Annotated in this window: 16 protein-coding genes, 1 tRNA gene and 1 other RNA gene; 13 read left to right on the top strand and 5 right to left on the bottom strand. The window is 36.2% G+C overall.

Annotation, left to right across the window (positions count from 1 at the left end; genetic code table 11):
- Positions 1-44: 44 nt before the first annotated feature.
- Positions 45-1,739, bottom strand: a complete 1,695-nt coding sequence (gene ilvD / locus M1D64_RS12125) for a dihydroxy-acid dehydratase (RefSeq protein ID WP_002484243.1) — start codon at positions 1,737-1,739, stop codon at positions 45-47.
- 310 nt (positions 1,740-2,049) lie between these two features.
- Between ilvD and M1D64_RS12120 the strand changes: the two genes are divergently transcribed.
- Together M1D64_RS12120 and M1D64_RS12115 are read left to right on the top strand one after the other, a co-directional pair.
- On the top strand, positions 2,050-2,829 hold the full coding sequence (locus tag M1D64_RS12120) for an arylamine N-acetyltransferase family protein (RefSeq protein ID WP_041079860.1): 780 nt from the start codon (positions 2,050-2,052) through the stop codon (positions 2,827-2,829).
- A 163-nt stretch (positions 2,830-2,992) separates the two neighbouring features.
- A complete protein-coding gene (locus M1D64_RS12115) occupies positions 2,993-3,976 on the top strand; it encodes a CHAP domain-containing protein (RefSeq protein WP_480977495.1) in 984 nt (327 codons plus the stop codon).
- Positions 3,977-4,069: 93 nt separating this feature from the next.
- Here the strand turns inward: M1D64_RS12115 and M1D64_RS12110 are convergent, their stop codons facing one another.
- On the bottom strand, positions 4,070-4,348 hold the full coding sequence (locus M1D64_RS12110) for a hypothetical protein (protein WP_002484239.1): 279 nt from the start codon (positions 4,346-4,348) through the stop codon (positions 4,070-4,072).
- Between the two features lie 201 nt (positions 4,349-4,549).
- On the opposite strand from M1D64_RS12110, the gene M1D64_RS12105 reads away from it, so the two are divergent.
- Entirely contained in the window at positions 4,550-5,431 is an 882-nt protein-coding gene (locus M1D64_RS12105; protein WP_480977494.1) for a GNAT family N-acetyltransferase, read from the top strand.
- A 110-nt stretch (positions 5,432-5,541) separates the two neighbouring features.
- Entirely contained in the window at positions 5,542-6,786 is a 1,245-nt protein-coding gene (locus M1D64_RS12100; RefSeq protein WP_011303890.1) for an ammonium transporter, read from the top strand.
- A 184-nt stretch (positions 6,787-6,970) separates the two neighbouring features.
- Here M1D64_RS12100 and M1D64_RS12095 read toward each other — a convergent pair whose 3' ends face one another.
- The 3 genes from M1D64_RS12095 to gltC all read right to left on the bottom strand — a co-directional run bounded on the left by M1D64_RS12095 (position 6,971) and on the right by gltC (position 9,821).
- Positions 6,971-7,741 (bottom strand): YibE/F family protein, encoded by a 771-nt coding sequence (locus M1D64_RS12095; protein WP_480977493.1) that lies wholly within the window; start codon positions 7,739-7,741, stop codon positions 6,971-6,973.
- Positions 7,738-8,853 (bottom strand): YibE/F family protein, encoded by a 1,116-nt coding sequence (locus M1D64_RS12090; protein WP_002484234.1) that lies wholly within the window; start codon positions 8,851-8,853, stop codon positions 7,738-7,740. The genes M1D64_RS12095 and M1D64_RS12090 overlap by 4 nt, the downstream gene beginning before the upstream one ends.
- An 80-nt stretch (positions 8,854-8,933) precedes the next feature.
- On the bottom strand, positions 8,934-9,821 hold the full coding sequence (gltC, locus tag M1D64_RS12085; protein WP_480977492.1) for a glutamate biosynthesis transcriptional regulator GltC: 888 nt from the start codon (positions 9,819-9,821) through the stop codon (positions 8,934-8,936).
- Positions 9,822-9,958: 137 nt separating this feature from the next.
- On the opposite strand from gltC, the gene gltB reads away from it, so the two are divergent.
- From gltB to dnaX, 9 genes are all read left to right on the top strand, one after another.
- Complete coding sequence (gltB, locus tag M1D64_RS12080) at positions 9,959-14,461, top strand: glutamate synthase large subunit (protein WP_480977491.1); 4,503 nt, start codon at positions 9,959-9,961, stop codon at positions 14,459-14,461.
- Between the two features lie 20 nt (positions 14,462-14,481).
- Complete coding sequence (locus tag M1D64_RS12075; protein WP_002484230.1) at positions 14,482-15,945, top strand: glutamate synthase subunit beta; 1,464 nt, start codon at positions 14,482-14,484, stop codon at positions 15,943-15,945.
- Positions 15,946-16,001: 56 nt separating this feature from the next.
- Positions 16,002-16,094: transfer RNA gene (locus M1D64_RS12070), tRNA-Ser, on the top strand.
- A 377-nt stretch (positions 16,095-16,471) separates the two neighbouring features.
- Positions 16,472-17,899, top strand: a complete 1,428-nt coding sequence (gene treP / locus M1D64_RS12065; protein ID WP_002484229.1) for a PTS system trehalose-specific EIIBC component — start codon at positions 16,472-16,474, stop codon at positions 17,897-17,899.
- 89 nt (positions 17,900-17,988) lie between these two features.
- The gene (treC, locus tag M1D64_RS12060) at positions 17,989-19,623 is read left to right on the top strand and encodes an alpha,alpha-phosphotrehalase (protein ID WP_002484228.1); all 1,635 of its coding nucleotides are present in this window, start codon (positions 17,989-17,991) and stop codon (positions 19,621-19,623) included.
- A gap of 25 nt (positions 19,624-19,648) precedes the next feature.
- The gene (treR, locus tag M1D64_RS12055) at positions 19,649-20,374 is read left to right on the top strand and encodes a trehalose operon repressor (protein WP_011303885.1); all 726 of its coding nucleotides are present in this window, start codon (positions 19,649-19,651) and stop codon (positions 20,372-20,374) included.
- Between the two features lie 106 nt (positions 20,375-20,480).
- An RNA gene (gene ffs / locus M1D64_RS12050) (signal recognition particle sRNA large type) lies at positions 20,481-20,750 on the top strand.
- A 189-nt stretch (positions 20,751-20,939) separates the two neighbouring features.
- Positions 20,940-21,470 carry a GNAT family N-acetyltransferase gene (locus tag M1D64_RS12045; protein ID WP_002484226.1) on the top strand — a complete coding sequence of 177 codons (531 nt, stop codon included), beginning with the start codon at positions 20,940-20,942 and terminating at the stop codon, positions 21,468-21,470.
- Between the two features lie 59 nt (positions 21,471-21,529).
- Positions 21,530-23,242: a DNA polymerase III subunit gamma/tau gene (dnaX, locus tag M1D64_RS12040; RefSeq protein WP_480977490.1), complete on the top strand. Its 1,713-nt coding sequence runs from the start codon at positions 21,530-21,532 to the stop codon at positions 23,240-23,242.
- The last annotated feature ends 64 nt before the right edge of the window (positions 23,243-23,306 follow it).

The raw sequence follows: 23,306 nt of genomic DNA, 5'->3' as shown, positions 1-23,306 counted from the left end.
TAATAACAAGCGACATTACGCTGCTACTTGCCTATAAAGAAAATTTAGTCTGTGATAGCTCCTTTTGAAGCGGAGGAAACAAGTTTAGCATACTTAGCTAGCGTACCTCGATTGGCTTTTAAAGGTGGTGCTTGCCATTGTTTGTTACGACGCTCAAGTTCTTCATCTGATACATCAAAACTAATTTCAAGTTTTTCTGCGTCAATGGTAATCGTGTCGTTTTCTTCTAATAATGCCATCGGACCGCCAACTTGTGATTCTGGCGCTGCGTGTCCGATAACAAGACCATGAGAACCGCCAGAGAAACGGCCATCTGTGAGTAACGCTACAGATTCACCTAATCCTTTACCAACAAGAATGGATGATGCAGATAGCATTTCAGGCATGCCAGGTGCACCTTTAGGGCCAGCATATCGAATAACGACCACGTCACCTGGTTTGATTTCGTCATTTAAGATGGCTTTGGTAGCCTTGGACTCGGAATCAAATACGCGTGCGGGTCCTTTGATATAAGTTACGCTTAGACCTGAGATTTTTGCAACGGCGCCTTCTGGAGCAAGGTTCCCTTTCAAGATGACAAGCGGTCCAGTAGCGTGTTTTGGATTGTCAAAATCAATGATAGATTTATTATCGGTTAGGTCAGGTTGTTGTTCAAGGTTTTCAGCAACAGTCTTGCCAGTTACGGTCAAGCAATCTCCATGGATTAAGCCTTTGTCATGTAATAATTTCATAACTGCTGGAATACCACCGACTTCATCAAGATGTGCCATGACGTATTTACCACTTGGTCTCAAGTCAGCGATATGTGGGACACGCTTACGAATTTTTTCGAAATCATCAAGTGTTAAATCGACTTCGATTGTATGTGCAATAGCAAGTAAATGTAAAATCGCATTGGTAGATCCTCCAAGTGCCATGACTACAGTAATTGCATTTTCAAATGCTTCTTTAGTCATAATATCTTTTGGATAGATGCCTTTTTCTAATAGTTTATAAACGGCTTTACCTGCTGCTCTGCTGTCTTTGGATTTATTTGTAGAAACTGCTGGATGCGAAGCACTTCCTGGTAAACTCATGCCCATGGCCTCAATAGCAGATGACATCGTATTGGCAGTGAACATACCGCCACAAGCACCTGCACCTGGACAAGCGGCACATTCTACTTTGTGAAGTGCCTCTTTATCTATTTCGCCATTATTATACTGTCCGACGCCTTCAAAGGCAGAAACAGCATCTAAATCTTTACCATCCAATTTCCCAGGCAATATTGTGCCGCCATAAACAAAGACGGCTGGTAAATTAAGACGAGCGATACCAATCATACATCCCGGCATGTTTTTGTCACAACCACCAATAGCGACAAGTGCATCTAAATTTTCAGCACTGACAACTGATTCTATAGAATCCGCGATAATTTCACGACTTGGTAAAGAGAAGCGCATACCGTCTGTTCCCATTGAAATACCATCTGATACTGTAATGGTATTGAAAATAAGTGGCGAAGCCCCTGCCTCACTAATGCCTTGTTTTGAAGCACGAGCTAAACCATCAATATGCATATTACATGGCGTGACTTCACTCCAAGTACTTGCAACACCAATCATTGGTTTTTGAAAATCTTCATCTTCAAAGCCGAGTGCCCGTAAATAAGCTCGATTGGGTGTACGACTGACACCCTCACTAATTACTTTGCTGCGAATACGTAAATCTTTTGGTTGTTCGCTGTGTTCTTTAGTCAAATAATTACCCCCATTAAAATAGTTTGATAGATATTGAAATATGAATTTAAAAGTTTGAAAAATCAGAAAAATTGAATTGATAACCTATAACAACTTTAAAAACATCGAATATACACCGTATCTATTTATTAGTCTAGTGTCAAATCTATCAATACATATATGTATTGTCTTACCCGTTTTTGTTATTTGCAAATAATAAAAATTGAAAAAATCGATAAATGTGTAATGTATATAAATTGTATTAGTCTAGCAAAATTTATTAAAATGAATTGTATTAGGGAGTATTTTAAATTTAAAAAGGGTGAAGACAATGACGGATTTTAAATCATTAGAAGATTACTTAAATATTAATACAGAAAAGTATCGTGACAATGATTTAACAACACTAAATCATTATATATATCAATATGTTATTAATGTACCTTTTGAAAATATCAATGTGCAAAATAAGCAACCGATTGCTTTAGATGATGAGACGATGATTCATAAAATTGTTTCAGAACACAGAGGTGGTTATTGTTACGAACAGAATCGTTTGTTCCATAGTTGGATAACGTCCAAAGGGTTTGATGCTTATATGATATCAGCAACAATCAATACGGGTAATGGGTGGGCCATGGCCGGTTCTCATATGGCATTAATTGTACAAATAAATCAAGAAAAATATTTAGTGGATGTGGGTTATGCCGATGTACCTAAACAAGCGATGCCATTAAAAAATGAACCGGAAGTGATTGAGGATGTGAATGGATATTTTCAAGCGTCGTGGATTGATACGCAAACGATTGATATGAGTAAATATAAAGATGAGGCTTGGGAAATTCAATATCGCGCGATTGACAAAGCACAAGCAATCATGGATTTCGATGAAGCGATTCATTTTAATCAGTATGATGCGCATTCTATATTTGTAAAAAAATTAATTGTTAGTAAAGCAAAGTTGTATGGACGCGTAACATTATCTAATAATTATTTAACGATTACGGATCATGGTGAAAAAGAAAAAATTCCTGTAACACAAAGTAATTATCAGACACTATTAAAAGCATATTTTGGTATAGAAAATATAAAATTACGACCTTTTGAATAAATCTTAGTTGTTTGCGGTTTAATTTGAACGCAACCGAGTTGTTCTCTTTTGTAATGATAATGTCATATAATTAATATACTCATTTACAGGTCGAGGGTGTATAATGAACAGGTGAGTATAGAGATGAAGCGAAAAAAGAGAATATTTGGGAGGTTTACATAAATTGCGTAAAAAAATTATTGCAACTGTAATCGGGACAAGCGCATTAGCTGCAGTTACTTCGACAAACGCAGATGCTGTAACAACTTATAAAGTTAAGAGCGGCGATTCATTATGGTCTATAGCGAATAAATATAATATGTCAGTGGCTAAGTTAAAGTCGCTTAATAATTTAACGTCAAACGTTATTTTTCCGAATCAATCGTTAAAAGTATCTGGTTCAACAAGTTCTAGTACATCGTCAAATACATCTACAGGATCAACATACACGGTTAAATCGGGTGACACTTTATCAGGGATTGCTGCAAAATATGGCACAACGTATCAAAAAATTATGAGCCTAAATGGTTTATCAAATTTTAATATTTACCCGGGACAAAAATTAAAAGTATCAGGTACAGCGTCTTCAAGTAGCTCAAATACTTCAGGGAACACAAGTAGTGGCAGCACAACAACCTATACAGTTAAATCGGGTGACTCATTATCAGCGATTGCTGCAAAATATGGCACAACGTATCAAAAAATCATGAGTTTAAATGGTTTAACTAACTTTAATATTTATCCAGGTCAAAAATTAAAAGTATCAGGTAAAGCATCTACAGGTGGTTCAGGATCAAGTTCTACTGGATCTGCTGAGTATAAGACACCTGTCTTTAATCATTCAAATTTATATGACTGGGGTCAATGTACGTGGCATGTATTCAATAAACGTGCCCAAATTGGTAAAGGAATTAGTACATATTGGTGGAATGCCAATAACTGGGATACAGCTGCAGCAGCGGATGGTTATACAATAGACCGCAAAGCGACTGTTGGTTCTATCTTACAATCTGATATGGCATATTATGGTCATGTAGCATTTGTAGAATCTGTAAATGCTAACGGTAGTATAACGATTTCTGAAATGAACTATAGTGCATCACCAGGTATTGTGACTTATAGAACAATTCCTGCTTCACAAGTAAGTTCTTATGTATATATTCATTAATAATAAATTAAAAAAAAGACTCGAATCATGGTATGGATGTCCATATTGTGATTCGAGTTTTTTTAAATAGAACTTGGGTTGGTTTGTTGGTGACTAGATACTTACTTCACCTTTACGAACAGATTTTAAACGTTTTACTGTTGAAAATAGTGTGCTCGCAAGTGTGAAAGTTGAAAATACTTTTGCGAATTTACGTGGTGATTTTAAAGCTGTATAAAAGTCTAATACAGCCCCAACACTAGTTATGGCAATGCTTGCGTAAATTAATTTTTTATTTCTTGATTGATAGGCATACCAATTAAAGCCTTCTACAGCAATGCCTACAAAATTAAGTGTGTTGGAAATGCGATTTATTTTAGTTTTTTTAGCCATTTATCGTAAAGCCTCCATTTTTGAAAATAGTTATCTTGTTTCGTATTATACCATTAATATACATTCAATTAAGATTGTCTGAAATTTGATGTGTATGGATAATAAAATATGTTAACATAAGCGTTGATAGTATAAAACCAGTTTGATTCATTAATATAAAGTTAGTATGGAACGGAAATTGATGCTGTGGGGTGTTGAGTAATGATTAAATGTGTGTGTTTAGTAATTGAAGAACAAGAGAAATTATTGCTTGTTCAGTCAAGGAATAGAGAAAAGTATTATTTTCCAGGCGGCAAGATTGATATAGGAGAGACGTATAAACAAGCGTTACAAAGAGAATTAAATGAAGAACTACAATTAGATATACCTGAGTCATCTTTAATTTATATGCATACCGTTGTTGGCGAAGCCTACCCACAAAAAAATATGAAAACAGAACTCAATTGTTTTTATACGACGGCAGATATAGATTGGTCTACCTTGGTACCAAGTCAAGAAATCACTGATTTACAATGGATAGATAAAAAGGATGAACATAAAATTGCGCCTGCCGTTATTACATGGATAGAAGAACGGCAACATTTTGAAAATATAGAACGAGAGATACCTTTCGTTGAGCTTGTTCCCTATACTGAGAAATTGATAAGTGATGTGAAACATATAGCGTTAGACATTTCTGATCGTCAATTTACTAAAACACCTGTTGAAAATATCAAACTCGCGGCGGATGATAGCGAAAGGCATCCTACGCTCATTTATAACCATAAGCAACAATGTGTTGGCTTTTTTACTTTACATGAGGGGCAAGGCGTGGCGCCATATACTACAAATAAAGCCGCAATATTTTTTAGGTCATTTAGCATTGATAAAAACCAACTTGGGAAAGGTTACGCCAAAAAAGTCATGGATGCATTACCAGCCTACTTGAGTAAACAATTTCCAGATATAGATGAAATTTATCTCACTGTTAATAATGACAATATCGTAGCACAAGCATTGTATAAACAGGCCAATTATGAAAATGCGGGAACATCTACTTTAGAAGGTCGATCTGTTTATATTTTAAGGCGGACAATTAAATAGTTATGATATGGAATGCGTTAGAAAAGGTAACATAAAGTGTTATTTTTCCTGACGCATTTTTGCTATTTATATGGAATGGGTTTATGCTCCGGTATAAAGGAGTGAGTGCTATGAATATGAATGATACATTATTTTTGTTTCTTTGTACGTTACTAGTGTGGTTAATGACACCGGGGTTAAGTTTGTTTTATGGGGGATTGGTTCAATCTAAAAACGTATTGAATACAGTCATGCAAAGTATGTCGGCAATTGTTATAGTAACGTTTGCATGGATGTTATTTGGATTTAGCTTTAGTTTTGGATCTGGGAATTCATTTTTTGGAGATTTTACATATATAGGTTTAGCTCATGTTGGTTTTAGTACACAATCAGCAATTTCACCGCATATACCTTTAGCGCTGTTTATGCTATTTCAGTTGATGTTCTGTACCATTGCAGTTTCAATTTTATCAGGATCAATAGCTGAAAAAATGAAGTTTATACCTTATTTAATTTTTGTGTTTTTATGGGTTATCTGTGTATACAGTCCTGTTGCACATTGGGTATGGGGTGGAGGTTGGATTGATCAATTAGGTGCGATTGATTATGCAGGTGGAACAGTTGTGCATATAACGTCTGGTATATCTGGTTTGGTCTTAGCAATTATGATAGGTGCAGGGAAAAACTTTGATAAAAGACCGCCACATAACCTTATTATTACACTTATTGGCGCAATTTTCGTTTGGATTGGGTGGTATGGATTTAATGTAGGGAGCGCATTGTCGTTTAATAAAATAGCGATGATTTCATTTGTGAATACGGTGCTCGCAGCGAGTGCAGGTGCCTTAGGTTGGTCAATGATAGAGTATTGCATGAAGAAAACGACGAGTTTGATAGGTATGTTGTCGGGCATGCTTGCAGGATTAGTTGCTATTACACCGGCTGCCGGTTTCGTAGGATATATGAGTGCTGTGGTGATTGCGCTTATAGGCGGTGTGTGTTGTTACTTCGTCATTAATTACATTAAAGGGAAATTACATTATAATGATGCTTTAGATGCATTTGGCATACACGGTGTAGGGGGGGTGGTCGGTGCACTTTTAACTGGTGTATTTCAGTCACATCATATTAATGGCGATGTGGTAAATGGGCTTTTATTAGGCGGAGGTATGATGCCCGTAATCAATCAGTTGATAGCTGTAGCTATTACCATTGTATTTAGTGGGATCATGACTTTTATTATTGCGAAAGTGATTGCCCAATTTAGTGAACTAGGGACAGATACAGAAGAAGAGGCACAAGGCTTGGATTATGTTGTACATGGGGAGCGCGCTTATTTTAGTGGCGAATTAAATAAATTAAATAGACGTAAATAAATATAAAAAACCAGTCTGAAACAATCGTTGATGTTTCAGACTGGTTTTTAGTTAGTTATGAGATGGCAGCACTGAACATACAATTTATGACGTCTATGATTACATCCACAGTGCAACATAATATGAGGTAGGATGATGCTTTGAAACAATACAAAGAAGAACTTTGGATACGCTGTCCTTAAAATTAACGATGGGTGTCTGGTGCTTTTTGATTTTTGATTAATAATGCTGTTAACCATGCAGTAATTGGGATGCTTATAGCAACTGCGATACCGCCAAGAATAATAGAAATGAATTCTTGTGCGAAAATTTTAGAATTTATAATGTGCCCAAAGGAATAGTTAAGCTTGAAAAACCAGAAAAACAATGTCAATTGACCACCGAAATAAGCGAGATATATCGTATTGGCTGATGTTGCTAATATTTCACGACCGACCCGCATACCTGAATGAAATAATTCTTTTTGTGTTAAATTAGGATTTGTTTCGCTTAATTCATACATTGGAGAACTGATTGTAATAGCTAAATCAATAACAGCGGCGATCACAGCAAGTACGATGGTAAATACCATAAATTTCACCATATCTATACCGATATTCATAGAAAAGATATAAGTTTCGTCCTGTTGTTCGGTTGTAAACCCTTGTAAATGTCCGATTGAAACGGATAAATATATAGCTGCGATTAATATGACTGTCGTAACGATTGTAGCGTAAAATGCAGCTTTTGTTTTTGTATTATAGCTATTTAGTACAAACAAATTACAGGCTGCAATAAAAATGCAGAATATAAGTGTAACTAGATAAATAGGTACACCGAATATGATGAGTATAATTGAAATAAATAAAATGACAAAATTTAAAAACAGTGTCAGATAAGAAATCAATCCCTTTTTCCCACCAAAGATCAACATTAATATAAATAATATGAGACCTAATAATGTTATCGCACTCATGATTTAACACCTCGCAATTTAAACCAAACTTGCATCAATAGAATGGTGATGGGAATTGTTAAGACAATGCCAATACCACCCGTGATTGCCCGGGAAATTTCCAATGACCAATTCATAGAAATTGTATACGTAATGGTGTTTGCATTTTTTAAGTAAATTAGGAGCATAGGCAAACTTCCGGATAAATATGAAAATAGTAATATATTTGTCATTGTTCCCATAATGTCTTGTCCGATGTTACGTCCTGCAAGTGCCCAACGTCTCATACTGATATCAGGTGTACGACGTAGAATTTCAGCCATACCACTGGCAATTGTAATAGCAACATCCATGACAGCGCCTAGTGAACCAATCATGACAGAAGCTAAGAATACTTCCTTTGGTGGCAAGGTTAGAAAACTCATAGTTTCGAATTTTAAACCAGAGCCATCAGTTATTTGAATGATGCATTGCGTAATACCTACGCATAAGAATGTGCCAAGTAAAGTGCTGATAATGGTGATGAGTGTCCGCCATTGCCAGCCTGTGACGAGGACTAGCGTTAATGTCGTAGAAATGAAGATGCCGATGCTCATTAGGCCGAACAGACTGATATTTGGCGATTGATTATGAATATAAATCGCTAATAATACAATACATGTATTGAGCGCAAGAGATAGAATCGATTGTAAACCTATTTTTTTACCTACTAGTAACACGGTTAATAAAAATATACCAGTTATCGCAACGACTAAACTATCGCGTTTCTTTTCCGTTATATAGGCGGTGCTGAGATTTTTGTCAACGTGCAATAAGACTTTATCATTTTTTGAAAATGCTTCACTGTCTGCTTGTGACTCGGTATATTCATGTGTGATTGTAGTTGTTTTACCTTCGAATTTACCATTTAAAATATGAATATGTAATGTTTCTTTATGCTTAGTATCTTTGTTGTGATGTTCATCTGACACTTGTGTTGATTGAGTATTGTTTATTTGTGTAATTTGCCCAATCGGTGTGTCATAGAATTTAGCATTAAAAAAAGTGAATATGAATAATCCAACAAAAATAATGCAAAAGGTAAGTACAACCCAATTGAAGGGGCGTGTTAATAATGTTTTAACAGACTTCAAAATATATTCAGTCCTCTCTTTATAGACAATGCGATTATACGCGCATCGAGAACTGAACTCAAAGATTTATGAAAAAGTATTTAATGATATGTGGCGCTACGACTTAGTAACTGGTCAATCGTAGATAACATGAGTTGAATATCATTTTTTCTATTATCACGACGAATGATGCTACATATGGTACGTTTTAACTCTGTGTGTTCTAATGAGATATCTATCCATTTTTGGGGATTTTTATCTAAGAGTTGATAAGATGGTGCGATGATATAGCTTCGACCTTTATTTAATAAGTATTGAGCTAACTGTGTACTAGTTACTGTGCGAATAGGCGTTTCTACGACATTGGCTAATGTTTGTTTGATGTGTAGTGGCAAAGCATAGAGTTCATAAATCGATTTGTTTGAAAATTGTATTAAAGGTGGGTTCGTTGCCATGGTAATTGGATCATCTTTAGGGACATAGATATGAAAATTTTCTTCAAATAACGGATTTATTTTTAATGATGTATTTTGTTTGATTTTTTGTGTTAAATCCATAAAGGCGATATCGATTTGGTTTGTAATGAGAGCGTTTAATATTTCGCTTTCTTTCATTAGAATAGGTTCAATAATAGAATCACTGTTATTTTCAAATGCTTGTATCAATAAAGTGAGTACTTGAGAAATATAACATTCAACATAGCCGATTCGTATAATGAAGTGGTTTGACTCTGATTGATTGTGGAACAAACGGATTGTTTCATCAAGTTGGTCGATAATTTTGGTTGCTTCAGAGAAAAACTGTCTTCCTTCATCTGTTAAATAAATATTTCGACCTTCTCTTTTGAATAAGGTAACTTGGAGTTCATTTTCAAGATGAGCAATTTGGCGACTGATTGCTGATTGTGCAATATTTAATTCTAATGCTGCTTCTGATAAATGTTCTCTTTTTGCAACTTCTATAAAATATTTCAATTGTTTAATTTCCATGTATAACCCTCTTTTCAACAATTGTTCTAATAATTAGAATGATATCATCTATTTTATATATTGAACAGATTAATCAACTGCTATATAGTTTACTTACTTATTTAATTTTCAGAATTTTCGTAAAAGAGGTGAAGATCATGGTCGAGTATAAAGAGAAATTGGGGTTATATGATAGTCGCGAGGAACATGACGCTTGTGGTATAGGATTTTACGCCAATATGGATAATAAAAGAAGTCATGATATCGTGGAAAAATCATTAGAAATGTTACGTAGATTAGATCATCGTGGTGGTATAGGTGCAGATGGTGTCACAGGTGATGGTGCAGGCATCATGACCGAAGTACCATATGCATATTTTTCACGACACCTTGATTTTGATATACCTGAAGAAGGTCAATATGCAGTAGGTATGTTTTTTACAAACGAAAAAATTAAAGGTTCTCAACATGAAGCGCAGTTTAACGCGCATTTTGAAGCGGAAGGTCTAACTGTGCTTGGCTATAGAGAAGTGCCTGTAGATATTAACGCGATTGCAGCACATGTAGCAGAAACAATGCCGTATATTCAGCAAGTATTTGTTGCGTTAAATGATACTTCACATATAGAGCGCACATTATTTTTAGCGAGAAAACAAATTGAAAATTATGCAAATCAACAACAATTGGATTTGTATTTCACGAGTTTATCGCATAAAACAATTGTATATAAAGGTTGGTTGCGCTCGGATCAAATTAACGCATTATATGAAGATTTGAATCATGAAGATTTCGTGTCAAAACTAGGTCTGGTTCATTCTCGTTTTAGTACAAATACTTTCCCGAGTTGGAAACGTGCACATCCTAATCGATTGTTAATGCATAACGGTGAAATTAATACAATTAAAGGTAATGTAAACTGGATGCGTGCAAGACAGAATGAGCTTATAGCTACCATTTTTGGTGAAGATAAGGATAAAGTCAAAGATATTGTAGATGAAGATGGTAGTGATTCTGCAATTGTTGATAATGCATTAGAATTTTTATCTTTAGCTATGGAACCAGAGCGAGCGGCAATGCTGATGATTCCAGAACCTTGGTTATACAATAAAGCAAACAACGCTAATGTACGTGCGTTTTATGAATTCTATAGTTATTTGATGGAACCATGGGATGGACCGACAATGATTTCATTCTGTAACGGCGATAAGATTGGTGCGCTAACAGATAGAAATGGTTTGAGACCAGGTCGCTATACCATTACTAAAGATAATTATATTGTCTTTTCATCAGAAGTAGGTGTAGTAGATGTACCAGAAGACAATGTTGCATTTAAAGGCCAATTAAACCCAGGAAAATTACTATTAGTTGATTTTAATGCACATAAAGTGGTTGAAAATAATGAATTAAAAGCACGTATTGCAGATGAACATCCATATGAGAGTTGGTTGAGTCAATTTAAAGTTGATTTGAATTTAGAGCATGTGTCTTATCAACCATCTTCTTGGAATGAAGCAACATTAACACGTATGCAAAAACAATTTGTCTATACCAAAGAAGAAATAGATAAATATCTTACAGAATTGGTTGAAAGTAAGAAAGATCCTATTGGTGCGATGGGTTATGATGTGCCGATAGCAGCATTAAATGAACAGGATGAATCACTCTTTAATTATTTCAAACAATTATTTGCACAAGTTACTAATCCTCCTATTGATGCTTATCGTGAAAAGATTGTAACGAGTGAGTTGTCTTATTTAGGTAGCGAGGGGAATTTGTTACAACCGAGTGAAGATGCGTTAAATCGTATTCAATTAAAACGCCCTGTCATGACGGAAGCGCAGTTAAATGTCATTGAAGAAAGCCGATTTAATGTCGCGCGTTTATCAACGGTATATCATGATGATTTAGAAGACGCGCTAGATGTACTTGGTAATAAAGCTATTCAAGCAGTAAAACGTGGAGAAGAAATTTTAGTTCTCGATGATAGTGTTTTAGTTTCAGAAAAAGGTTACGCGATGCCGATATTATTAGCTGTTAGCCATGTTCACCAATTGTTGATCAAAGAAGGATTGCGTATGCGAACAAGTATTGTTGCTTTGTCGGGCGAATCAAGAGAGGTTCATCACATTGCTTGTTTGCTAGGTTATGGTGCTAATGCGGTTGTGCCATATTTAGCGCAACGAACAATTGAAGAATTAGTGCAAAATGAACGTTTAGAAGGGGATACTTCTGAAAATGTTCAAACTTATACAGATACATTGTCTGAAGGTGTAATTAAAGTAATGGCTAAAATGGGTATTTCAACAGTTCAAAGTTATCAAGGGGCACAAATCTTTGAAGCAGTTGGATTATCAGATGAGGTTGTTGAAAGATATTTCACTGGAACGCAAACAAAATTATCTGGCATATCACTTGAGATGATTGATAAAGAGAATAAATCTAGACAGACACCAAAAAGTGAGTACATTGAATCGGGGAGTACATTCCAATGGCGTAAGCAAGGTCAACGCCATGCTTTTAACCCTACATCTATTCATTTATTGCAACATGCGTGTCGATTGAATGATTATGAAAAATTCAAAGCATTTTCAAACGAAGTTAACCATAAGCGTACGGATCATATTCGTCACTTGATGACATTTAAATCATCGCAAACACCAATCGATATCAGTGAAGTAGAACCTGCAAGTGCAATTGTTCAACGTTTTAATACAGGTGCAATGAGCTATGGTTCTATTTCTGAAGAAGCCCACCAAACATTAGCAGAAGCAATGAATCAAATGGGTGGTAAAAGTAATAGCGGTGAAGGCGGAGAAAATCCAGAGCGCTTTATAGTTGATGAAGAAGGACGTAATCGTTCAAGTGCGATTAAACAAGTGGCATCCGGTCGTTTTGGTGTGACAAGTGACTACTTGCAACACGCAAAAGAAATACAAATTAAAGTTGCGCAAGGCGCTAAACCAGGGGAAGGCGGACAATTACCAGGAACCAAAGTATATCCATGGATAGCTGAAGTAAGGGGCTCAACACCAGGTATTGGCTTGATATCACCACCGCCGCATCATGATATTTATTCGATAGAAGATTTAGCACAGTTAATACACGATTTAAAAAATGCCAATAAAGATGCCAATATAACAGTTAAGCTCGTATCTAAAACAGGTGTTGGTACCATTGCAGCGGGCGTAGCAAAAGCCTATGCCGATAAAATTGTTATTAGTGGTTACGATGGTGGTACAGGGGCATCACCGAAGACGAGTATTCAACATGCAGGCGTGCCATGGGAGATTGGATTAGCTGAAACGCATCAAACATTGATGATGAATAACTTGAGATCACGTGTGAAGGTAGAAACAGATGGTAAGTTACTCACCGGCAAAGACGTAGCCTACGCTTGTGCGTTAGGCGCTGAAGAATTTGGCTTTGCGACTGCACCATTGGTTGTTTTAGGATGCATCATGATGCGTGTTTGTCATAAAGATACATGTCCGGTTGGTATTGCAACACAAAATAAAGACCTACGCGCACTATTTAATGGTAGAGCGGATCATGTTGTGAATTTCATGCATTTTGTTGCTGAAGAATTGAGAGAGATTCTTGCGGAACTAGGATTGAGAACAGTGGATGAATTAGTAGGTAGAACGGATTTGTTAACGCGTAAAACCAATCTTGCAACGCGTCAACCTAAAGCTGCATCTATGAATGTTGAAGCATTATTGTATCAACATGATGGAGATAGATATAAGAAGATTGAACAAAATCATCATTTAGATATAGGATTTGACTTAACTGAATTGTATCCTGATGCACAAACAGCGATAAGATCTGGCCAATCATTCGAAGGTCAATATCGCTTAAACAATGAACAGCGTGATGTGGGTGTTATTACTGGCAGTATGATTACAAGAGCGCATGGAGCAGAAGGATTGAGTGAAGATACGATATATGCACAAACGACGGGTCATGCAGGTCAAAGTTTAGCTGCGTATACACCAAGCGGACTGACAATTCATCATACAGGTGATGCTAATGACTATGTTGGAAAAGGCTTATCGGGCGGAAAAGTAATTGTTAAAGCACCTAATCAACAACGTGAAAATGAAATTATCGTAGGTAATGTTTGTTTTTATGGCGCATCTCACGGTAAAGCTTTTATTAATGGTAAAGCTGGCGAGCGTTTCTGTATTCGTAATAGTGGTGTCCAAGCCGTCGTGGAAGGTATCGGAGATCACGGTCTTGAATACATGACTGGAGGCAGAATCATTATATTAGGAGACGTAGGTAAAAACTTTGGTCAAGGTATGAGTGGTGGCGTTAGTTATGTTTTTCCATCTGATGTAGCGCAATTTAAAGCGCAGAATCAACTTGAGAGTTTAGACTTTGATGCGATAACAGTAGATGAAGAACGCAACGTCGTCAAAGATATGTTAGAAGCACACGTTAAATATACCGACAGTACTAAAGCGAAAGAGATATTAGCAGATTTTAATCATATTGCAGATAAGGTAGTAAAAGTGATACCAAAAGATTATAAATTAATGATGCAAAAGATAGATTTGCAAAAACAACAGACGGATGCTTTGGATGAAGCTTTATTAAATGCCTTTAATGATAAGCGTACGCACTTAATGTCAGAACAACAAAAAACAGCCGTATATTAAATCGTAAAGGAGGGATTGTCATGGGTGAATTTAAAGGATTTATGAATTATGACAAACAACAATTACACGAATTATCTTTAGTTGATCGTTTGAAAAATCATGACGCATTCCAGCAAAGATTTACAAAAGACGAAGCTGCACAACAAGGTGCACGTTGTATGGATTGTGGTACGCCATTTTGTCAGACAGGTGAACCATTTGGCAGAGAAACGATTGGTTGTCCTATTGGTAACTATATACCTGAATGGAATGATTTAGTTTATAGACAAGATTTTAAGACGGCATATGAGCGATTAAGTGAAACGAATAATTTTCCAGAATTTACAGGTAGAGTATGCCCAGCGCCATGTGAACAATCATGTGTTATGAAAATAAATCGTGAATCAGTAGCTATTAAAGGTATTGAAAGAACGATTATTGATGAAGCATATGAAAACGGTTGGGTTAAACCAATTGTGCCAGAACAACGTAAAGATGAGTCTGTAGCCATCGTTGGTAGTGGCCCAGCAGGATTAACGGCAGCAGAAGAACTTAATAAATTAGGTTATCATGTAACGGTATATGAACGTGCGCATGAAGCGGGCGGTCTACTGATGTATGGCATACCTAATATGAAATTAGATAAAGATGTCGTGCGTCGTAGAATATCTATTATGGAAGCTTCGGGCATCCGATTTGAAACAGATACAGAGATTGGTGTCGACGTGAGTAGAGAAGCATTAGAAGAGAAACATGACGCAATCATCTTATGTACAGGGTCTCAAAATGCGAGAGATTTACCATTAGAAGGGCGTATGGGATTCGGCATACATTTTGCGATGGATTATTTGACGGAGCAAGGTCAGTATTTGAATGGTGAAATCAAGGAACCAACGATTTCTGCAGAAGGTAAAAATGTGGTCGTTATTGGAGCGGGAGACACGGGAGCCGATTGTGTTGCAACAGCACTTCGTGAAAACTGTAAGTCTATCGTCCAATTTAATAAGTATACGAAACAACCTGAAGCGATTGAATTTGATGAAAATACCTATTGGCCATTAGCAATGCCAGTATTCAAAATGGATTACGCGCATAAAGAATATGAACAGCGCTTTGGATTTGAGCCGCGTGCTTATGGTGTGCAAACGATGCGTTATGATGTTGACCGTATTGGTAATGTGAAAGGTGTTTATACTCAAATTCTGGAAGAAACAGACGAAGGCATGGTGGTCGTAGATGGAACAGAACGCCATTGGCCTGCAGATCTAGTATTGTTATCGATTGGTTTCATAGGTACAGAAACAACAGTACCGCATGCTTTTAATATTCAAACAGAAAGAAACAAAATTGTAGCTGACAACAAAGATTTTAGAACCAATCAACCGAACATTTTTGCTGCTGGAGATGCTAGAAGAGGTCAAAGTCTTGTGGTATGGGCTATTCAAGAAGGAAGAGCTGTCGCAAATGCAGTGGATGAATATTTAAAAGAAAAAACATTAGTATAAGGTAATGATTTTAATTGACTTTTGTCATGGGCTATAATATTATAAATATTGTGTTTGGAGGAATACCCAAGTCCGGCTGAAGGGATTGGTCTTGAAAACCAACAGGGGCTTAACGGCCCGCGGGGGTTCGAATCCCTCTTCCTCCGCCATTATATTTAAAATACCAAGACTAATGATATAGATAAAGCAAGTATTCAATGAAAAATTTGGATGCTTGCTTTTTTAATGCGCTTTTCTACATATTCGAAATTTAAGTTAGGCTAAGTACTTTTATATAGAAAAAAAGATGTAAGGTCATTTCCGTAAATTTATCAAAGAAGTACATGATTATGATGTAACCATCTATAATTTGAGCCCCCTAATAACGCCAACTCATTGTTATAGGTGGTTTTGGTTTTAAATATTTAGATTGTAGCCCTGTAGTCGACGAACAAAACACCCTTTTATGAAAACCTTTACAAAACTTGTATAGACAAGTTATACTTCTAGTAATATCTAAAGTTTAATTATAAGGGAGTGAATCATCATGGCTGTTAAAAAGAAAGATGTACAAGATATCGTCGAAGCTATTGGGGGCAAAGACAACTTGGACACAGCAACACATTGTGTGACACGTCTAAGACTGGTCTTGAAAGATGATGATAAAGTAGATAAAGATAGATTGAGCAATAATGATTTAGTGAAAGGACAATTTAAAGCAGACAACCAATACCAAATCGTTATTGGACCTGGCACAGTAGATGAAGTTTACAAGCAATTCATCCAAGAAACAGGTGTCAGTGAAGCATCTAAGGATGATGCAAAAGCGGCAGCGGCGAAGAAAGGAAATCCGATTCAAAGGTTGATTAAGTTATTGGGAGATATCTTTATACCGATTTTACCTGCAATCGTAACTGCTGGTTTACTGATGGGGATTAATAACTTACTGACGATGGAAGGGTTATTTGGTCCAAAGCCACTGGTAGAACAATTTCCGCAGCTAGGTGATATTTCGAATATTATTAATGTCATTGCAAGTACAGCGTTCATATTCTTACCCGCGTTAATCGGTTGGAGTAGTATGCGTGTGTTTGGTGGGAGTCAAATTCTCGGTTTGGTTTTAGGCTTGATTTTAATGAATCCACAGCTTGTATCACAGTACGATATAGCGAAAGGTCATATTCCAACCTGGGATATACTTGGTTTAGAAATTAAGCAATTAAACTATCAAGGACAGGTATTACCGATCTTGCTTGCTGCATATGTATTAGCGCAGATTGAAAAATTCTTAAATAAATTTGTGCATGATTCAATTAAAATGTTGGTCGTTGGACCTGTAGCACTATTGATTACAGGGTTCTTAGCATTTATTGTTATTGGTCCTGTTGCGTTATGGCTAGGTACTGGCATCACAAATGGCGTAACATTTGTGTTTGAACATGCTGGTTGGTTAGGTGGTGCCATCTATGGTTTGTTCTATGCACCATTAGTTATTACTGGTTTACACCATATGTTCTTAGCAGTTGATTTCCAATTAATGGGTAGTCAGCTTGGTGGCACATATCTGTGGCCAATTCTTGCAATTTCTAATATCTGCCAAGGTTCTGCAGCATTTGGTGCTTGGTTCGTTTATAGAAGACGTAAAATGGTCAAAGAACAAGGTTTAGCAATGACTTCAGGCGTTTCAGGTTTCTTAGGTGTCACAGAACCTGCACTATTTGGGGTGAATTTACCACTGAAATATCCATTTATCGCCGCGATTTCAACTTCTTGTATCTTAGGTGCAGTATTAGGTGCGACGCGTGTGCTAGGTAGTGTTGGTGTTGGTGGTCTTCCAGCATTTATTTCAATAAAAAGTGAATACTGGGGAGTATATTTAGTAGTGACAGCTATAGCATTTGTAGTTCCTGCCATATTAACAGTATTCCTATCAAGATTTAGTAAAGAAGAAGCGAAAGAAATGGTTGAAGAATAGGCGTCAACGACAGAGAAGTACAATTAAACTCGCTAAAATTACTTAGCGGGTTTCTTTTTTAAAATATTAAAAGTAGAGGTGGCAATAATATGCAACAAAATGATTGGAGAAAATCAGTCGTTTATCAAATTTATCCGAAGTCATTTAATGATACGACAGGTAGTGGTGAAGGTGACTTACAAGGAATTATTGAAAAATTAGATTATATACAATATCTCGGTGTGGACTATATTTGGCTAACACCGGTATATGAATCCCCTATGAATGATAATGGTTATGATATTAGCAACTATTATAAAGTGAATGAGAAGTTTGGGACAATTGAAGATTTAGAAATGCTAGTGGCTGAAGCGCATAAAAGAGATATCAAGGTTATGATGGACATCGTGATCAACCATACGTCAACAGAGCATGAATGGTTTAAGCAAGCATATGCTGATAAAAATAGTCCTTATAGAGATTATTATTTCTTTAGAAGATCGGCAAATGAAGAACCACCTACGAATTGGGAATCCAAATTTGGTGGAAATGCCTGGAAATATGATGAAAAAACGGATGAATATTATTTACATTTATTTGATGTGACACAAGCAGATTTGAACTGGGATAATCTTGAAGTCAGACGTGTGCTATACGACATCATTAATCACTGGATTGATTTTGGAATAGATGGTTTTCGATTCGATGTCATTAACCTCATTTCAAAAGGTGAATTTAAAAACTCCGAAAAAATCGGCAAAGAATTCTATACAGATGGTCCACGTGTTCATGACTATTTACACGAAATGAATCAGCAAACATTTGGTGATAAACAATTAATGACTGTTGGCGAAATGTCTTCGACAACCATAGATCATTGTGTGAAATATACTTCGCCTGAACGACAAGAATTAAGTAGTGTGTTTAATTTTCATCATCTTAAAGTAGATTATGTAGACGGAGAAAAATGGTCGAATGCTAAATTAGATTTTCATAAGTTGAAAGACATTCTAATGGAGTGGCAACTTGGTATTTATGAAGGTGGCGGTTGGAACGCGATATTTTGGTGTAATCACGATCAGCCTCGTGTCGTTACGCGTTTTGGTGATGACACATCTGAACCACTACGTAAACAAAGTGCTAAGATGCTAGCGACTGTACTGCATATGTTGCAAGGGACGCCATATATTTACCAAGGCGAAGAAATTGGTATGACGGATCCAGGCTTTAATGACATTAAACAGTATCGTGATGTTGAATCTTTAAATGCTTATGACAAAATGAAAGCAGCAGGATATGAGGAGCAAGAAATTTTAACTATTCTTGGACAAAAATCACGTGATAATTCTAGAACGCCTGTTCAATGGACAGCAGGTGAACATGCTGGTTTCACTTCAGGTACACCATGGATTGATATCCCTAATAATTTTGATAAAATAAACGTTGAAGCAGCTGTTGAAGATGAACAATCCATACTTCAGACATATCGACATTTAATTCAATTACGCCATGAGCATGACATTATTACTTATGGAAGTATTGAACCACTATACATGGATCACAATGAATTGTTTATATATAAACGTCATTATAAAGGTGAAACTTGGATAGTGCTTGCAAACTTTTCAAAAGAACGCATAGAAATACCAGAAGGATTAAAGTTAGATGGCGAAGTCATAGTGCAATATGGCCAGTTGATAGATGGAAAGATTGATGGATTTGGCGTCATAGTAGTTGCACATTAATCTATAAAAGGCAGTGAGCGAAACGATGACACAGAAGAAATTTATTACGATATATGAAACATTGCGGAAAGATATTATTGAATCACGTATATCGTATGGTGCTCAATTGCCATCGGAACATGAATTGGTAGAATCTTATCAGGCATCACGTGAAACTGTACGTAAAGCGCTAAATTTACTCGTTAGAGAAGGCATGATACAAAAGATTCGAGGGAAAGGTTCTATTGTTATTTATCAAGGTGTAACAGAATTTCCTTTTGCTGACTTAACCAGTTTTAGAGAAGTGCAACGCGGACTAGGTTTACAGCATGACACAGAAGTGAAGATGATCGAAAGCATTACTGCGGGCGATGTTCCGAGAGTCAAAGAAGCTTTAAATATTAGTATGAATACTGTCTTATGTCATGTGGTACGTACTAGAAAAATAGATGATAGAGTAAAAATCATTGATGAAGACTATCTAATAGAAGAAATTGTGCCGAATGTTACAGCGGAAATTGCTACAAACTCTTTATATCAATACATTGAGGAAACATTAGGGTTGGAAATTAGTTATTCAAACAAATCCATAACATTTGAACCGTTTGGAGAGATGGAATATGAAGTGTTTGGTGAAATCAATCCAGCCTATACAGCGACGGTACGTGGCATTGTTCATTTAAAAGACACTACGATATTTCAGTATAATATTTCTAAACATTTAGCGACCGAATTTAAATTCAATGATTTTTCTAGACGTCATAAACTATAAATGTACAATGATAAGACTGATGTGTGAAGGATTTGTAAAGGTTTTACTAGCCATGCAAAAGGTAATACTTGCATTCTAATATGTGATTATAGTATGATATATCTTGCCGTGCTAGGTGGGGAGGTAGCGGTTCCCTGTACTCGAAATCCGCTTTATGCGAGACTTAATTCCTTTGCTAAGGGTGCGTTTTTGTGAAGTCTGCCCAAAGCACGTAGTGTCTGAAGATCTCGGTCCTATGCAATATGAACCCATGAATCATGTCAGGTCCTGACGGAAGCAGCATTAAGTGGATCATCGTATGTGCCGTAGGGTTGCCGAGATTTAGCTGTCGACTTTGGTAACGTTTGTGATACGCATTCGAAGCGAAGGTGCACGGTTTTAATTTTTAAAACTAATGAAATCATATACATATATAAAGAGTGACTTATCTTTTGATAGCGGTCACTCTTTTTTTATATTAAAATATAAACAATACTTTGATGGCATATTGGAACCGTCTTAAAACTTGTTGGAAATCGATGTTATGACATTAAAGTCTTGAACTGAACGTTTGGGGGGGAAACCAATGCAAATATATTTAAGTACGCTAACTGAAAATGATTATGACACAAGCTTGAAAGCAATCGAAGCAGCATTTGCAGATGTTACAGAGTCGAATCATGATGAACAAAATTTGGTAGCTAAACTGAGGAACGCACCTGAGTATAATTATGAGCTTGAAGTGGTAGCTAAAAATAATGACGGTGATGTGGTCGGTCACATTATGCTATCTGAAATAACAGTCATTAATGGAACGAAGCGATATACTGTTCTGGCATTAGCCCCACTATCAGTATTGCCGGAATATAGAAATAAAGGCTTGGGTAAGGCGTTGATACAAGCTGTAGAAGAACGTGCGAAAACACAAGACTATACAACCATTATAGTGCTAGGTGACCCAAAATATTATAATCAGTTTGGATACGAACCAGCAGCAGATTATGACATAACATGTCCATTTGACGTGCCTTCAGAATATTTCATGGTAAAATTCCTGTGGGATCAACTATTAGAACAGCCTCAAGGTGATGTCGTGTACTCAGAAGCTTTTAATTGATATTCAAAGTACGAAGTTCAATGCTATAATAGTTTGTGAATGCAATTGGAGGTGCGAAAGTGAATTATCAAGCTTTATATAGAATGTTCCGACCGCAGAGTTTCGAAGATGTTGTAGGTCAAGAACATGTAACTAAAACACTACGCAATGCAATTTCAAAAGAGAAACAATCCCATGCATACATTTTCAGTGGTCCAAGAGGGACAGGTAAGACAAGTATTGCGAAAGTGTTTGCGAAAGCAATTAACTGTCTTGAACGTTCAGATGGCGAACCGTGTAATGAATGCGCAATTTGTAAAGGGATTACACGAGGGACTAACTCAGATGTGATTGAAATTGACGCTGCGAGTAATAATGGTGTAGATGAGATTAGAAATATTAGAGATAAAGTAAAATATGCGCCGAGCGAATCAAAGTTTAAAGTTTATATTATTGATGAAGTGCATATGCTAACTACAGGTGCTTTCAATGCATTGCTTAAAACATTGGAAGAACCACCAGCACACGCTATATTTATCTTAGCAACGACAGAACCACATAAAATACCTCCGACAATAATATCAAGAGCTCAAAGATTTGATTTTAAAGCGATAAGCCAGGAAGAAATTGTGGAAAGATTAAAGTTTATAGCGGAATCGCAAGCGATTGAATATGATGAAGCGGCATTAAACTTTATCGCCAAAGCATCCGAAGGTGGTATGCGTGATGCATTGAGTATCATGGACCAAGCAATTGCTTTTGGAGATGAACATTTAACGTTAGAAGATGCATTGAATGTTACTGGTAGTGTAGATGCGAAAGCTTTAAATGAATTATTTAAGGAAGTTGTAGAAGGTGATGTGAGAAACGCCTTCTCTACGTATCATCAATTCATCTCACAAGGTAAAGAAGTAAATCGTTTGATTAACGATATGATCTACTTTGTCAGAGATACAATCATGAATAAGACATCTAATGAAGAAACTGAATATGATGCGCTGATGCATTTTGATTTAGAAGTACTTTACAAAATGATTGATATCATTAATGATACACTCGTTTCTATTAGATTTAGCGTAAACCAAAGTGTGCATTTTGAAGTCTTGTTAGTAAAAATCGCAGAAATGATAAAAGAAAAACCAGAAAGTGTTCAAACATTAGCGACTACAAGTGTAGCAACAGAACCAAACAATGATGTGTTACTGCAAAGAATGGAACAATTAGAAAGTGAATTAAAAACACTTAAAGCGAATGGTGTAACAACGAGTGCGCAACCACAACAATCAAAACGTTCTACAACTAAAAGTAGTCAGTCTAAAAATGCATTTTCTATGCAGCAAATTGCTAAAGTATTAGATAAAGCTAATAAAGATGATATCAAGCAGCTTAAAGATCACTGGCAAGAAGTGGTTGATCATGCTAAAAGTAATGATATGAAGTCATTGGTCAGTCTTTTACAAAATTCTGAACCGGTGGCTGCAAGTGAAACACATGTACTAATTAAATTAGAAGAAGAAATTCATTGTGAAATCGTGAATAAAGACGATGAAAAACGTGAAAATATCGAAAATGTTGTTTGTAATATTATAGATAAAACCGTTAAAGTGGTTGGCGTACCTGCAGACCAGTGGATGCGTGTGAGATCAGAATACCTTCAAAATAGGAAGCAAGGTACATCAGAAGATACACATAACAATGGTACGGATACAACAGAACCTGAAGAAGTAGACTTAGTTCAGAAAGCGAAAGACCTATTTGGTGAAAGTACGGTAAATATCATAGATGAAGAGTGATACATGACAATGATTAAAAAGGCATGTATAATGAAACGAAAGATGAATGATATTCAATATAATA

Source organism: Staphylococcus sp. Z5-21 (genome assembly GCF_056529615.1).
Note: the sequence above shows the minus strand (reverse complement) of the source record. Positions and strands in the feature narration are given on the sequence as shown.